We start from the raw sequence: 14,208 nt of genomic DNA on the forward strand, positions 1-14,208 counted from the left end.
CATGACCGTGTTGAAAATGACCGACCTCGACCTCCAGGGTAAGCGCGTACTGATTCGCGAAGACCTCAACGTCCCGGTGAAGGACGGTGTCGTGAAGAGCGATGCGCGCATCCTCGCCTCCCTGCCGACCATCAAGCTGGCACTGGAGAAGGGCGCGGCGGTAATGGTCTGCTCGCACCTGGGTCGTCCCACCGAAGGTGAATTCTCCGCAGAGAACAGCCTCGCGCTGGTGGCCGAGTACCTGGCCAAGGCCCTGGGCCGTGACGTGCCCCTGGTGGCCGACTACCTGGACGGCGTCGATGTCGCCCCCGGCCAGGTGGTGCTGTTCGAGAACGTGCGCTTCAACAAGGGCGAGAAGAAGAACGCCGACGAGCTGGCGCAGAAGTACGCCGCCCTGTGCGACGTCTTCGTGATGGACGCCTTCGGCACCGCCCACCGCGCCGAGGGCTCGACCCACGGCGTGGCCAAGTTCGCCAAGGTCGCCGCTGCCGGCCCGCTGCTGGCCGCCGAACTGGAAGCCCTGGGCCTGGCCCTGGGCAACCCGGCCCGCCCGATGGCGGCCATCGTCGCCGGCTCCAAGGTCTCCACCAAGCTCGACGTGCTCAACTCGCTGAGCCAGATCTGCGACCAGTTGATCGTCGGTGGCGGCATCGCCAACACCTTCCTCGCCGCTGCCGGCTACAAGGTGGGCAAGTCCCTGCACGAAGCCGACCTGCTGGAAACCGCCCGCGCCATCGCCGCCAAGGTCAGCGTGCCGCTGCCGGTTGACGTGGTGGTGGCCAAGGAATTCGCCGAAACCGCCGAAGCCACCGTCAAGGCCATCGGCGACGTCGCCGACGACGACATGATCCTCGACATCGGCCCGCAGACCGCCGCCCAGTTCGCCGAGCTGCTGAAGTCGTCGAAGACCATCCTCTGGAACGGCCCGGTAGGCGTGTTCGAGTTCGACCAGTTCGGCAACGGCACCCAGGTACTGGCCCAGGCCATCGCCGAGAGCCCGGCCTTCTCCATCGCTGGCGGTGGCGACACCCTGGCCGCCATCGACAAGTACGGCGTGGGCGAGCGCATCTCCTATATTTCCACTGGCGGTGGTGCGTTCCTCGAGTTCGTCGAGGGCAAGGTGCTGCCGGCCGTTGAAGTGCTGGAGCAACGCGCCAAGGCCTGAACCAGGGCCTGAAATAGCGGCTAAACCATGGCGGTGGCTCGTGGTCCCTTGAACAGGACCCGAGAAAAGGAGTTGCCGCCATGCGTACCAACCTGATCCTGCTGTCGTTGTTCGCGATGCTCGCCGGCTGTGCGGGCGGTGCTTCCGCGCCGTCCACCTGCGAGGTGATGAGCCCGCCCCAGGTCATCCTGCCGCAATCCCAGGATGACCAGCGCGTCGAGGCCCAGAGCAGCGGTGACCCCACCGTCAACGGCAGCCAGGAGCAGCACTGTCCATGACCCGTTGCGGGTGAACGGCCTTCTGGCCAAGGGAGTGAAAGGATGAAAGGCATGTTCGCCCTCGCGGCGCTGTTGGCGCTGGGCGGCTGTGCGGGCGCCCAGGCGCCGGCCGACGAGTGGACCCGCTGGGTCTGCGACAGCCAGGCCGAGGTGCTGTGGCGCTTCGCCGATGCCAACCAGGAGCAGGTGGACCTGCGCCTGGGCGGTGGCGATATCGTCTACCGCCTGACCCGAGAACCTTCGGGGTCCGGCGTGCTCTATAGCGACAGCCGCCTGGCCTTCCACACCAAGGGTGACGAAGGGCTGGTCTACTGGGTCGCCACCGATGACCTGATCGGCCGCGGCTGCAAGGCGCCCTGAACCGGCGCCGATGATTTCACCGGGCCGGCTTCATCGCCGGCCGGTTTTTACGGGAGGACGTTCGCCGTCCTTCATGGAACTTGAACATGGCCTGCCCCTGCGGCAGGCTTCGCATTTCGAATGCCCACCCACTCGGGAGACTGAAACACCATGGCACTCATCAGCATGCGCCAGATGCTGGACCACGCCGCCGAATTCGGCTACGGCGTCCCGGCCTTCAACGTCAACAACCTGGAACAGATGCGCGCCATCATGGAAGCGGCCGACAAGACCGATTCCCCGGTGATCGTCCAGGCTTCCGCCGGTGCCCGCAAATACGCCGGCGCGCCCTTCCTGCGCCACCTGATCCTCGCGGCCATCGAAGAATTCCCGCACATCCCGGTGTGCATGCACCAGGACCACGGCACCAGCCCGGACGTGTGCCAGCGCTCCATCCAGCTGGGCTTTTCCTCGGTGATGATGGACGGCTCCCTGCGTGAAGACGGCAAGACCCCGGCCGACTACGACTACAACGTCCGCGTGACTCAGCAGACCGTAGCCTTCGCCCACGCCTGCGGCGTGTCCGTGGAAGGCGAACTGGGTTGCCTGGGCAGCCTGGAAACCGGCATGGCCGGCGAAGAAGACGGCGTCGGCGCCGAGGGCGTGCTGGATCACAGCCAGCTGCTGACCGATCCGGAAGAGGCTGCGGACTTCGTCAAGAAGACCCAGGTCGATGCCCTGGCCATCGCCATCGGCACCAGCCACGGCGCCTACAAGTTCACCAAGCCGCCGACCGGCGACGTGCTCTCCATCGAGCGCATCAAGGAAATCCACAAGCGCATCCCCAACACCCACCTGGTGATGCACGGCTCCTCTTCGGTGCCGCAAGAGTGGCTGAAGGTGATCAACGAGTTCGGCGGCGACATCAAGGAAACCTACGGCGTGCCGGTCGAGGAAATCGTCGAAGGCATCAAGCACGGCGTGCGCAAGGTCAACATCGACACCGACCTGCGCCTGGCTTCCACCGGTGCTATCCGCCGCATGATGGCCGAGCAGCCGAGCGAGTTCGACCCGCGCAAGTTCTTCGCCAAGACCATCGTCGCCATGCGTGACATCTGCATCGCCCGCTACGAAGCCTTCGGCACCGCCGGTAACGCCTCGAAGATCAAGCCGATCTCCCTGGAAGGCATGTACCAGCGCTACGCCAAGGGTGAGCTGACCGCCAAGGTCAACTGAGTCTTCCCTTCGCTGTAAACGGAAAGCCCCGCATTCGCGGGGCTTTCTGCTTTTCGGGGCCTGGAACCCACATGCTGTTTCCTTACTGGGCGGTGGTCGCCAGGGCTCGGTGTTCGAGCTTCAGGTTGTAGAAGGTGGCGCTGCCGGCTTCGCTGGCGTCGCCGACGTTGTCCTGGGCATAGACCCCGGCCTTGAAGTACAGCGGCTTGGGCGCCCAGCTGGAAGCCAGTTGCTGGGTGAACAGGGTGCTGTTGACCAGGATGCTCAACTGCCCGGTGGGCGACATGTTGATGACGTAGGTGAAACGCTGGTTGAGCTTCACGCCGCTGAGCAGGGTGACCACTGCGCCGTCCTCGTCGGTGGGGGTGTTGCGCACCTTGGCGACGATGTTGCCGGTGCCGGTCTTGGTCTTGAACTGGTACTCCAGCTTGAGCAGGGGGCTGGTGCTGCCGTAGGCGTGGATCTGGCCGATGACGATCTTGCCCGTGGACGGGACCTGGCCGACCGCCAGGTTGGCGCTCATGTAGTTGTCGGCGGCGCCATAGGTCCAGTTGCGCAGCTTGCCGTTGGCGTAGGTCTCGCGCAGCTCGCTGCGCGGGTAGACGGCATTGGCGGTGGCGCTGCCGTTCACCGGGGTCCAGAAGAACAGGGTGCCGTTGGCCGCCTTGAAGTAGTTGTCCTGATAGCCGCCCATCAGGGCGGGGGTTTCGATGGTCACCGAAGGGCTACCGACGGGGATGGTGAGGTTCCAGGTTCCGAGATCGATCATTTTGACTGAGTTCTCTAAGAGAACTTTCAGTCGGGTGCTATCTCATCCACGAGACGTAATCACTTACTGCGGCATCCGGCCAACTGCACACGAACTAAAAGTGAAAGCTAGGGAGTGGCAGGGGGCTGCCGTGTCGTCCGAAGGCATTTACGCCGTCTCGCGGAACGCTTTATAGGGTTGCGCAAGCCCCTTGTTAATCACCGATCGTCGCCGTCGGGCCTGTCAAAAAGCCGTCTGGACCGAGCTTTGCCATCAAGGTGCAATCGCAAAAACTAACCGGATGGTTCATGTCCGGAATGCCGCCTTCAGGTGGAATGCGGCTTGCGCCGAATCATTGGCGTCATTTTTTTGTAAGCGCAGCGGCAACCCCGTTTCGCTGGGGGCGGGCAGGGGCTTCGAGGGCATCCGATGAACGGTCGCCGGGCGTCTGCCGCTGCGCTGACAGGCTGCGTCGCATAGTGTCACCGGCGGTAGAATGTCGGCTTTCTTTCTGCCGCTTCGATCTGCCATGAACCCGCTTCGCTACATCCAGTCCTACCCCGCCCATTTGCAGGACCAGGTGCGCCTGATGGTCGAGCAGCGCCGCCTGGGCGAGTACCTCGCCAAGCGCTACCCGGAGCGGCATGAGGTGCAGAGCGACAAGGCGCTCTACGGCTACACCAATGCCCTGCGCCAGGAGCACCTGCGCAACGCGCCGGCCATCGACAAGGTGATCTACGACAACAAGCTGGATATCGTGCAGAAGGCCCTCGGGCTGCACACCGCGATCTCCCGCGTGCAGGGCGGCAAGCTCAAGGCGAAGAAGGAGATCCGCGTGGCCTCGTTGTTCAAGGAGGCGGCGCCCGAGTTCCTGCGGATGATCGTGGTGCACGAGCTGGCGCACCTGCGCGAGCGCGACCACAACAAGGCCTTCTACCAGCTGTGTGAACACATGCTGCCGGGTTACCACCAGTTGGAGTTCGATCTGCGGCTCTACCTGATCTGGCGCGAGCTGGGCGAGGGGAATTGAGAGAGTAAGGAGGGAGGGGGTCATGCCCAACCCCAGCTGTGGAGGGCTGCAGGATAAGCGCAGTCCTGAGGCGGGCATGACGGGACCGACTATAGCCCCGGCTCCAGGGTGCATCTGTAGGCGGTGTCCCAAAGGCCTTGGCGAATGCTCCGGTCGGCCCTCCGCAGCCCCGCTTTGCCGGCTCACCTGGCGCAGAAAAAGCCTGCTAGGCTCAAGCCCCATTCCTGTCGTCGAGTATTCGCGGGCATGAGCCGCTACCTACGGATGCTGTGTCCAGTGCTGCTGTGCCTGGTGGTCGTGCCGTTCGCGTCGGCCCGCGAATGGCTGGCCGTGGGAGCCGAGTTCCCGCGCCTGTTCGGGCAGACCCTGGATGGCCGTTTCATCGGCCTCGGCCCTGATGTCCTGCGCGAGGTGGCGCAGCGCATGGGCGACTCGGTGCGCTTCGAGGTCTACCCCTGGGCGCGGGCGCAGAAGATGGTGGCGCAGGGGCGCGCGGACATCCTGATCGGCCCCTACCGCACGCCGGAGCGCGAGCAGCATTTCCTCTTCAGCCAGCACGCCTTCTATCGCGATCGCATCGTGTTCTATGCCCGTGATGGCGTGGATGTCGATTGGAAAGGGGACTACGCCACGCTGGCCGGCCGGCGTGTCGGCATCATCCGTGGCTGGACCTACGGCCCCCACTTCGACGAAGGCCGCGAGGCGATGGACCTGCACAGCATCGAGAGCGTCGACAACGCCCTGCGCATGCTGGTGCTGGGGCGCATCGACCTGCTGGCCAGCAACGAGCGCAACACCCGGCCGCGCATCGAAGCCCTGGAGCGCGGCACCGTGCACCAGCTGCTCCCGATCATCGACATCCAGGATGGCTACTTCGCCTTCCCCAGGACCGAGGACCACGCGGCCTTGCGTGCCGACTTCGACCGCGCCTTCGCCAGCCTGATCAGCGACGGCCGGCTGGATGAGATGGCGACCCGGCACGGCGTCACCATCCCCTGAGGCGGTTCAGGGGTGGGTGCGGATGAACTGCTCGTCGATATCGCGTTTCAGGCGTTGCACCAGGTGCAGCGCCTCGGCCTTGCCGCAGGTGGCGGAAAACGGGATGCCGGCGGTCTCGAGGATGGTCTTGCGGGTGCGTTGGTCGTAGATCAGCACGTGCAGGCTGCGGTCGCTGTCCATGTGGCCGGAAAAGCCAAGGGGAAGTAGCTGCGTGCGCATGAAGTTCAGGGTCTTGGACAGTCGTTCGGTTTCCACGGAAGGGCCTCTGCGCATCGGAATGGGGAGCGGGATGGTGTTCGCCACTAGAGTGGAGCCTGGCGGCCCGGGTTCGGTTCCCCGCGCCCGCATGTCGCTCGTCGGCAGAGCGTCGCGGCACTGTTTGCCGACCTTGGCGATGGCTACACTGGCACAAGGCCATGTGGGGACTGTCGTGAGTACTGAAGAGTCGGGTTATTCGATCTATAGGCGTCTGGTTTCACAGTTGATGAGCGGTGAAGAGCAGCTCCCCAGCCTCCCCATGATCACCCTGGAAATTCGCCGCGTGCTGGCCAATCCGGATGCCAGCACCGCTACCCTGGCGCGGGTCATCAACAAGGACCCCGCCCTCAGCGCCACCCTGGTCAAGCACGCGGCGAGCACGCGCCTGCGCACCGCGCCGCCGCCCAAGACCCTGGATGATGTGATCCGCACCCTTGGCATGTTGGAGGTGGACCGCATCACCATGGTCCACAGCATCAAGAGCCTGTTCACCCTGCACAGCGCCGCGCACAAGAAGCTCTTCGTCGACACCTGGGGCCGCCTGGCCCGGCGCGGCAGCATCAGCGCCGTGCTGGCGCGGCTGATCGGCCACGCCTCGTCCGACCATGTGCTGCTGGCCAGCGTGCTCAGCGACATCGGCGCCCTGGCCATCCTCTCGGCGTTCAAGGATGCCCAGCAGATCCCATCCCCCGAGCTCTACACCCGCCTGTGCCGGGAATACGGCAAATCCCTCGGGGTGATCGTGCTGAAGAAATGGTCGGTGGATGAAAGCTACATCTCCGTGGTGCGCAACCTGGGCGCCTGGGACGAGTCCTCAGGCCCGGGCGTCGAACTGGCCGACCTGATCAACCTCGGCCTGTTCCACGCCCTGCGTGATGCCGGCCCTACCGCTCTGCTGCCACCGCTGGTGGATCTTGTCGCCTATCGTAAGTTGCAGGCCCCCCTGAATGCCCTGGACCCCAGCGGCAATGGCCTGGCCCTCGTGGCCAGCCAGCGCGCCGAGATCCAGCGGGTGGAGTCGCTGCTTCAGTAGTCGCACCGTTCTGGTGCAATGCCTTCCCGTCGCAGGGCCGCTGCGGGGTTCTGCTGGCCGGAGTGCCTCGCCATGCGTCGTGCAGCACCCCGGGGTGCTGCCGGCGACAAAGGGGTAACCCCCAGGTTCGGCTTTTGCATGGGGCTTGTTTTCGGCCTCCTGGCCGATCCGGGTCCAATGAGGTGTCGTCATGACAGCATTACTCACGCCGGGCGTGCGTCTGCTCGAAGGGTTCAGCTTCGCGCGGAAATTCCAGCTGCTCTTCCTTTTGTTCATCCTGCCCCTAGGCTATGCCCTGTGGGTGATCACCACCTCCTACCTGGACCGCCTCGGCCTGGTGGAGGGCGAGCTCAGTGGCATGCGGGTGATCGCCACGCTGGCCGATGCCCAGCATGAGGTCGGCACCCAGCGTCTGCTGCTGGCCCGCTGGAAGGGCACCGAGGGTGCCGCCAAGTCCCTGCTCGAGCAGCGCAGCGGCCGCCTGCAGGAAGCCCTGGCCAAGGTCGATGCACAGCTGAAGACGGAGCAGCTCGGCGAGCAGAGCCGCAAGCTGTTCGAGGAAGCCCGTTCGCGCAGCGAGCGCATCAGCTTCCAGGCCCTGGCGCCGCTGGCGCTGCCGGATGCACTGGAGCGTTTCCAGGACGTACTGCAGAGCCTGCAATCCTTGCGTGAGCAGGTGGCCACCGAGACCGGGCTGATCCTCGACCCGGGCATGGACACCTACCTGATGATGGAGCAGCTCACCTACGTGCAGCCGCGCGCCCAGGAGCTGCTCGGCAGTTTCGCCGCCAACGCCCATGGCGCGGTGGTGTCGCAGCACTTCACCCTGCAGAGCCGGGTCGCCGTGCGTGACCTGCGCCGCTCCCTCGATGACACGTCGCGGCAACTGCGCAAGGCCCAGGACGCCATCGCCCAGGCATCCGACGTCAACGCCGCGCTGGATGCCCCGTTCCGCCAGGCCGACCAGGCCATGAACGACTTCCTCGCCCGGGTCGACAAGGGCATGTTCGAAGCCAACCCCTTCACCCTCGGCACCGCCGAGTTCATCCAGCAGGTGGAGCGCCTCGACGGCCAACTGGTGGCCCTGCAACAGGCGCTGACCGAGCGCTTCCAGGCGCGCCTCGGCGACTTCCGTACCCAGGCGCTGCGCAGCATGGTCCAGGTGATCGGCGGCTTCAGCCTGCTCACCCTGCTGGCCCTGTACATGCTGCTATGCCTCAACGCGGCCATCCGCCGGGGTACCGCCGCCATCACCGAAGCCGCCGAAGGCCTGCGTGCCGGTGACCTGCGCGTGGCCGCCACCGTGCATGGCAGCGACGACCTGGCGCAGATCGCCGAAGCCCTCAACGCCGCGCTGGCGCAGCTGCGCAGTTCGCTGGAGGGCGTGAACCTCGAGAGCGGCCAACTGGGTGGCACCGTGCAGCAACTCAATGCCCAGGCCCAGGACACCCTTACCTCGGTGGAGCAGCAGCAGGGCCAGGTCAGCCAGATCGCCGCCGCCGCGCACCAGTTGGCGGCCACCGCCCAGAGCGTGGCCGAAAGCTGCGAGGGCGCCGCCCAGGATGCCCAGCAGACCCGCGAAATCGCCATGCAGAGCAACCAGCGCAGCGCCCGCACCGGGGCCAGCATGCGTGAGCTGAGCACGCGCCTGGGGGACACCGTCTCCTCGTTGCAGCAACTGCGCGACCAGGCCCAGCAGATCAACCGCGTGGTGGATGTGATCAAGGGCATCGCCGAGCAGACCAACCTGCTGGCGCTCAACGCCGCCATCGAAGCCGCGCGCGCGGGCGAGCAGGGCCGTGGTTTTGCCGTGGTCGCCGACGAGGTGCGCAGCCTGTCCCAGCGCACCCAGGACTCGACCAAGGAAATCGGCGACACCGTCGCCAGCCTGCAAGGGGTGGTCGGCCAGGCCGTGGCGTTGATGGAGGCCGCGTTCAAGCAGGCCGAGGGTGATGTGGGCAGTGTGCTGAGCATGGGCGACGACCTCTCCGGCATCGCCGATGCGGTACAGCGGGTCAGTGATCGCCTGGCGCAGATCGCCACCGCCGCCGAAGAACAGGCCGCCACGGCGGACGAGGTCAGCGGCAATATCCAGCAGGTGGACCAGGCTGCCAGCCTGTTGCTGCATGGTGCCCAGTCGGTGCAGGCCGCCGCCGAGCAACTGCATCGCGGCAGCCAGGCGCTGAACCAGAACACCGCGCGCTTCCGCCTGTCCTGATCGCCGGACAACCGGCCGCCTGCGGGCGGCCGGCCTTCCTTACAGCTTCCAGAACGGCTTCAGCGCCTCTTCCAGGGCCTGTTCGCGGGTCAGCCCGATATCGCGCAGCGCCTGCTCGTCCAGGTCCAGCAGCGCCTTGCGGGTGTGCAGGCGGCGCCAGAAGCGATGCCAGCGGCCGTCTTCGGCAAAGCTGGCATTGGCGCGGACGCACAGGTGCTCCAGCTCCAGTTCTTTCCCGTGGAGGCTCAGCCGCGTATCGCTCAGGCCGTTCATGTCGTTCTCCTCATGCTGGGGGGCGGGTGTATGGAGAACATGATGAATGGGCGACGAAAAGCATTACAGATTCACGGTGCTGATATTTTTTTCATACAGATTGCGCGGCTGTGCGTCTGAATCCACAATTTACCCGTTATCTGTACCGGTCTGTGCGCAACCCGCCCTGCGCAAGGGGAACTGTCATGAAGCTCTACACCCAGCTCGCCGAAACCCTCGCCGAGCGCATCGAGCAGGGCTACTACCGCCCGGGCGACCGCCTGCCCTCGGTGCGCGCCCTGAGCCAGGAGCACGGCGTCAGCCTCAGCACCGTGCAGCAGGCCTATCGCCTGCTGGAGGACGGCGGCCTCGCCGTGCCACGGCCGAAGTCCGGCTACTTCGTACCGCCCCGCCGCGAGGCCCCGGCGCTGCCGGCCATGACCCGCGCGGCGCAGCGCCCGGTGGACGTGTCGCAGTGGAGCGACGTGCTGGAGCTGGTCAAGCGCGGCGCCCGCGACGGCCTGGTGCAACTGGGCCGTGGCATGCCCGACGTCTCCAGCCCCACCTTGCGGCCGCTGCTGCGCAGCCTCGCGCAGGTCGCCCGGCGCCCGGACCTGGGGGGCCTCTACTACGACGCCATCCAGGGCTCGCTGCCGCTGCGCGAGCAGGTTTCGCGGCTGCTGGTGGATGCGGGCTGCCAGATTCCCGCTAGCGACCTGATCATCACCACCGGCTGCCACGAGGCGCTGTCCGCCTCCATCCGCGCCATCTGCCAGCCGGGCGACATAGTCGCGGTGGATTCGCCCAGCTTCCACGGCGCCATGCAGGCGCTGAAGGGCTTCGGCATGAAGGCCCTGGAACTGCCCACCGACCCGATCAACGGCATCAGCCTGGAGGCCCTGGAAATGGCCCTGGAGCAGTGGCCGATCAAGCTCATCCAGCTCACCCCCAACTGCAACAACCCCCTCGGCTACATCATGCCGGAGGCCCGTAAGCGCGCCCTGCTGACCCTGGCCCAACGCTACGATGTGGCGATCATCGAAGACGACGTCTACGGCGACCTGGCCTATCGCTACCCGCGCCCGCGCACCATCAAGTCCTTCGACGAGGACGGCCGCGTGCTGCTGTGCAGCTCCTTCTCCAAGACCGTGGCGCCGGGCATCCGCATCGGCTGGATCGCCCCCGGCCGCTACTTCGACCGGCTGCTGCACATGAAGTACATCTCCACCGGCGCCACCGCCACCCAGCCGCAGATCGCCCTGGCCGAATTCCTCGCCAGCGGCGCCTACGAGCCGCACGTGCGGCGCATGCGCAGCCAGTACCAGAACGGCCGCGACCAGATGATCGACTGGGTGATGAAGTACTTCCCCGAAGGCACCCGCGCCAGCCGGCCCCAGGGTGGATTCATGCTCTGGGTGGAGCTGGACGAGGGCTTCGACACCCTGCGGCTGAATCGCGCCCTGCTCGACAAGGGCGTACAGATCGCTTCCGGCAGCCTGTTCTCCGCCTCCGGCAAATACCGCAGCTGCCTGCGCATGAACTACTCGCGCAAGCCCGATGCCGAGCAGGAAGCCGCCGTGCGCAAGGTGGGCGAGACGGTGAAGGCGTTGATGGCGGAGATGGCGGCGGAGACGGCCGTGGGAGCGAATTCATTCGCGATGCTTTGAACTCGGCGGTCTTCGGCTACCCATAGACCGGCGTTTTCCTGGGCACGCTCGCGCGGCCATGCTTGCCACCGCTGGTTAGAGTCCCTGCTTTCCATGGAAGGAGGGCAGGCTCATGGGCAGTCGCGATCTGCGCAAAGGGCGCGTTTCCGAACTCGGCAGGGTCTATCTCATCACTGCGACCACGGCCGAGCGGCGCCCGCTCTTCGCCGACTTTGCACGTGCCTGGTTGTTGGTCGACGAGCTGAGGCGCCTGGAGCAGAACAACCTGGCGCAGTCACTGGCCTGGGTGCTGATGCCCGATCATTTCCACTGGCTGATGCGGCTCAGCGGGCCAATGCCTTTGTCATCGGTGGTCAAGGCGCTGAAGGGCCGCACCGCAAGGCGCCTGGGCCTGTCGCTGGACGCTGGAGGGAAGGTCTGGCAGCCAGGGTTCCATGACCGGGCGCTGAGGCGCGAGGATGAATTGCTGCCGATTGCGCGCTATGTGGTCGCCAATCCGCTGAGGGCGGGGCTGGTGCGGCGCCTTGGTGATTACCCGCATTGGGACGCGGTGTGGCTGTGAGCGGGTGGCAGTCCTGAGGCCTGCTTCGCGAATGAATTCGCTCCCACGGGGCACCGTGCTTTTCTGTGGGAGAATTCATTCGCGATTGTCCGAGCGCAGGGTTCCTTGGGCGGCAGGGGCCCTCACTCCACCTTCTTCCCACTCGCCAGGTGCGCCGCCAGGGTGCGCAGGGCGCCGAGCTGGCGGCAGATCAGGCCGAGCTCGGTCTGTACCAGGCGGGCGCGTTCGTCCATGTCCTCGGGCAGTTGCTCCAGCTCCTTGGCCAGGGCTTCTTCCGGGTCGCTGTGGATGGTCACCGGCTTGCGCGCGGCGAGGTCGGTGGCGATTTCTTCCAGGGCGGTGGCGATGCGTTCGGCGGCGTCGCCCAGCAGGTTGCCTTCCAGGGCCATGGGCTCGCTGGAACGGTGGGCGCCGAGGGCGGAGAGGTAGCTGAGCAGGGTGTGGGAGAGCACCAGGAAGCGGAAGCCGATGTCCGCCTCCTTACGGAAGTGCCCCGGCTCCATGAGCATGTTGGCCAGGGTCGTGGACAGCGCCGCGTCGGCGTTGTGGGCGTTGCGCCGGGCCAGGCGGTAGGCCAGGTCGTCGCGCTTGCCGCCGCTGTACTGCTGCACCAGTTGGCGCAGGTAGCGGGCGTTGCAGGCCAGGGTGTTGGCGACCACGCGGTGCAGGCCGCGGCCCTGCCAGTCGGGGAGAATGAAGATTACCGCCAGGGCGGCGATCAGGCTGCCCAGCAGGGTATCCACCAGACGCGGCACGAACAGGCCGTAGCTGTCGCCGATCTGGTTGAAGCAGAACAGCACCATCAGGGTGATCGCCGCCGTCGCCAGGGTGTAGCGCGTGGCCCGGTTGGCGAAGAAGATCACCCCGGCCACCACCGCGAACAGCGATTGCACCAGGGCGCTGGGGAACAGGTCGAACAGCGCCCAGCCCAGGGCCAGGCCGATGACGGTGCCGATGATCCGCTGCACCAGCTTGCGCCGGGTGGCGCCGAAGTTGGGCTGGCAGACGAATACGGTGGTGAGCAGGATCCAGTAGCCCTGGCTGGGGTGGATCAGGTGCAGCACGCCGTAGCCGGTGGACAGGGCGATGGCCATGCGCAGGGCGTGGCGGAACACCAGGGAGGTGGGGGTGAAGTTCTGCTTGAGGCGCTCCCAGACGTCCTTCAGGCCCTTGGGCGATCGGTCCAGCAGGCTGCTGTCCTGGGCTTCGGCGAGGGCGTCGGGGTTGCTGGCGTCGGTCAGCAGGCGGTCGAGGGTGGAGAGGTTGCCGGCCAGGGCGTTGAGCGAGCGCAGCAGGCCGCGCCAGGCCGGGTTGCTCTGGATGCGCAGGTGCTCCAGGGAGCGGTGCAGGTCGTCCAGGGCCTGGGTGCCGTCGTTGTAGTCGAAGGGCTGGCGCATCTGGATGGCCTGGCCCAGGGCCTGGCAGGCACCGCCCTGCTGGCGCAGCAGGCGCTGGCAGCGGAACAGCACGTCGCTGTGGAAGAAGGCCTCGGCCAGCTGGTTGTAGGGATAGTGCGAGGAGCTGGCGCGTTCGTGGATGTCCTGGGCGAGGAAGTACAGCTTCAGGTAGCGGCTCACCTTGGGGCCGGGGCGGCCATTGCCGACCCGGTGCAGGATGATCTCCTTGGCCGCGTTCAGCGCCGCTACCACCTTGCCGTTCTGCTGCGCCAGTTCCAGGCGCTTGGCTTCCACATCCAGCTCGCGCAGCGGCTCGAAGAGGTTGGCCTTGAGCTTGAGGTAGCGCCCCAGCTCGCGGTACAGCCGGGCCAGGCTCTGCTGCACCGGCTGGTGGGTGAACAGCGCCTGCCAGATCACCGAGAGCAACCCGTACCAGGCCGCGCCGCCCACCAGCAGCGCCGGTTCACGCCACAGGTCATGGCCGATGCCGTCACGCTGGTCGACGCCGATCATGCTGTAGATCGACAGGATCAGCGTCGCCGAGGCGATGGTGGCGTAGCGCTCGCCCAGGGCGCCGAGCATGGTCAGGCCGAAGGCCGCCAGCGCCAGGGCAGAGACGAACAGCCAGGGGTAGGGGAACAGCAGCTCCACCGAGAAGGAGGCGACGCTGAAGCAGCCCAGGGTCACCAGCAGCGCGTTGAGGCGGCCCTGCCAGCTGTCATCGGTCTCGGCCAGGGCGCTGGCGATGATGCCGAGGAACAGCGGGATCAGCAGGTCCATGCGGTCCTGCTGCCAGCAGAGCGCCATGCTCCCGGTCAGGGCGACGAACACCCGCAGGCTGTAGCTGAACTTGTCCTGGGCCCAGAGACGGCGCAGGGAATGACGGAGCGAGGTCGATGACATGGCGGCCTTGTGGGCGTGCGTTCCAGGGGCTCGGCCCGCGCGGGTGTGCGGGGGCCGATCGGCAAGAGGTTACCGTTTGGATGCCGCCCGGGCGAGGCGGGTTACACCCGCTGGCGGGAATGC

14 protein-coding genes are annotated in these 14,208 nt (G+C 66.4%); 10 read left to right on the forward strand and 4 right to left on the reverse strand.

Features of this window, described 5'->3' with window-relative positions:
- Position 1 precedes the first annotated feature (1 nt).
- The 4 genes from ACXI0U_RS26115 to fba all read left to right on the forward strand — a co-directional run bounded on the left by ACXI0U_RS26115 (position 2) and on the right by fba (position 3,018).
- On the forward strand, positions 2 to 1,165 hold the full coding sequence (locus tag ACXI0U_RS26115; RefSeq protein ID WP_479551020.1) for a phosphoglycerate kinase: 1,164 nt from the start codon (positions 2 to 4) through the stop codon (positions 1,163 to 1,165).
- Positions 1,166 to 1,245: 80 nt separating this feature from the next.
- Positions 1,246 to 1,443: a hypothetical protein gene (locus tag ACXI0U_RS26120; RefSeq protein ID WP_021222608.1), complete on the forward strand. Its 198-nt coding sequence runs from the start codon at positions 1,246 to 1,248 to the stop codon at positions 1,441 to 1,443.
- Positions 1,444 to 1,485: 42 nt separating this feature from the next.
- On the forward strand, positions 1,486 to 1,803 hold the full coding sequence (locus ACXI0U_RS26125; RefSeq protein ID WP_184488443.1) for an MliC family protein: 318 nt from the start codon (positions 1,486 to 1,488) through the stop codon (positions 1,801 to 1,803).
- Between the two features lie 150 nt (positions 1,804 to 1,953).
- On the forward strand, positions 1,954 to 3,018 hold the full coding sequence (gene fba / locus ACXI0U_RS26130) for a class II fructose-bisphosphate aldolase (protein WP_021222606.1): 1,065 nt from the start codon (positions 1,954 to 1,956) through the stop codon (positions 3,016 to 3,018).
- An 82-nt stretch (positions 3,019 to 3,100) separates the two neighbouring features.
- Here the strand turns inward: fba and ACXI0U_RS26135 are convergent, their stop codons facing one another.
- On the reverse strand, positions 3,101 to 3,787 hold the full coding sequence (locus tag ACXI0U_RS26135; protein WP_431483200.1) for a polysaccharide lyase family 7 protein: 687 nt from the start codon (positions 3,785 to 3,787) through the stop codon (positions 3,101 to 3,103).
- A gap of 508 nt (positions 3,788 to 4,295) precedes the next feature.
- Between ACXI0U_RS26135 and ACXI0U_RS26140 the strand changes: the two genes are divergently transcribed.
- Together ACXI0U_RS26140 and ACXI0U_RS26145 are read left to right on the forward strand one after the other, a co-directional pair.
- Positions 4,296 to 4,796, forward strand: a complete 501-nt coding sequence (locus ACXI0U_RS26140) for a YgjP-like metallopeptidase domain-containing protein (RefSeq protein ID WP_021222604.1) — start codon at positions 4,296 to 4,298, stop codon at positions 4,794 to 4,796.
- A 246-nt stretch (positions 4,797 to 5,042) separates the two neighbouring features.
- Positions 5,043 to 5,795, forward strand: coding sequence for a substrate-binding periplasmic protein (locus ACXI0U_RS26145; protein WP_051241951.1), 753 nt, complete (start codon positions 5,043 to 5,045; stop codon positions 5,793 to 5,795).
- Positions 5,796 to 5,801: 6 nt separating this feature from the next.
- Here the strand turns inward: ACXI0U_RS26145 and ACXI0U_RS26150 are convergent, their stop codons facing one another.
- Complete coding sequence (locus ACXI0U_RS26150; RefSeq protein ID WP_021222602.1) at positions 5,802 to 6,050, reverse strand: DUF1652 domain-containing protein; 249 nt, start codon at positions 6,048 to 6,050, stop codon at positions 5,802 to 5,804.
- 229 nt (positions 6,051 to 6,279) lie between these two features.
- Between ACXI0U_RS26150 and ACXI0U_RS26155 the strand changes: the two genes are divergently transcribed.
- Both ACXI0U_RS26155 and ACXI0U_RS26160 read left to right on the forward strand, forming a co-directional pair.
- Complete coding sequence (locus ACXI0U_RS26155) at positions 6,280 to 7,086, forward strand: HDOD domain-containing protein (RefSeq protein ID WP_021222601.1); 807 nt, start codon at positions 6,280 to 6,282, stop codon at positions 7,084 to 7,086.
- Positions 7,087 to 7,276: 190 nt separating this feature from the next.
- Entirely contained in the window at positions 7,277 to 9,304 is a 2,028-nt protein-coding gene (locus ACXI0U_RS26160; RefSeq protein WP_435634929.1) for a methyl-accepting chemotaxis protein, read from the forward strand.
- A 39-nt stretch (positions 9,305 to 9,343) separates the two neighbouring features.
- Here the strand turns inward: ACXI0U_RS26160 and ACXI0U_RS26165 are convergent, their stop codons facing one another.
- Complete coding sequence (locus tag ACXI0U_RS26165) at positions 9,344 to 9,577, reverse strand: DUF1127 domain-containing protein (protein ID WP_316924015.1); 234 nt, start codon at positions 9,575 to 9,577, stop codon at positions 9,344 to 9,346.
- A gap of 185 nt (positions 9,578 to 9,762) precedes the next feature.
- Here ACXI0U_RS26165 and ACXI0U_RS26170 point away from each other — a divergent pair, with 185 nt between their 5' ends.
- Complete coding sequence (locus ACXI0U_RS26170) at positions 9,763 to 11,223, forward strand: aminotransferase-like domain-containing protein (protein ID WP_043240777.1); 1,461 nt, start codon at positions 9,763 to 9,765, stop codon at positions 11,221 to 11,223.
- Between the two features lie 112 nt (positions 11,224 to 11,335).
- Complete coding sequence (locus ACXI0U_RS26175; RefSeq protein ID WP_431483201.1) at positions 11,336 to 11,785, forward strand: REP-associated tyrosine transposase; 450 nt, start codon at positions 11,336 to 11,338, stop codon at positions 11,783 to 11,785.
- 122 nt (positions 11,786 to 11,907) lie between these two features.
- Here the strand turns inward: ACXI0U_RS26175 and yccS are convergent, their stop codons facing one another.
- Positions 11,908 to 14,085, reverse strand: a complete 2,178-nt coding sequence (gene yccS, locus ACXI0U_RS26180) for a YccS family putative transporter (RefSeq protein ID WP_021222596.1) — start codon at positions 14,083 to 14,085, stop codon at positions 11,908 to 11,910.
- Positions 14,086 to 14,208 lie beyond the last annotated feature (123 nt).

This window comes from Pseudomonas sp. C9D1 (assembly GCF_056491235.1).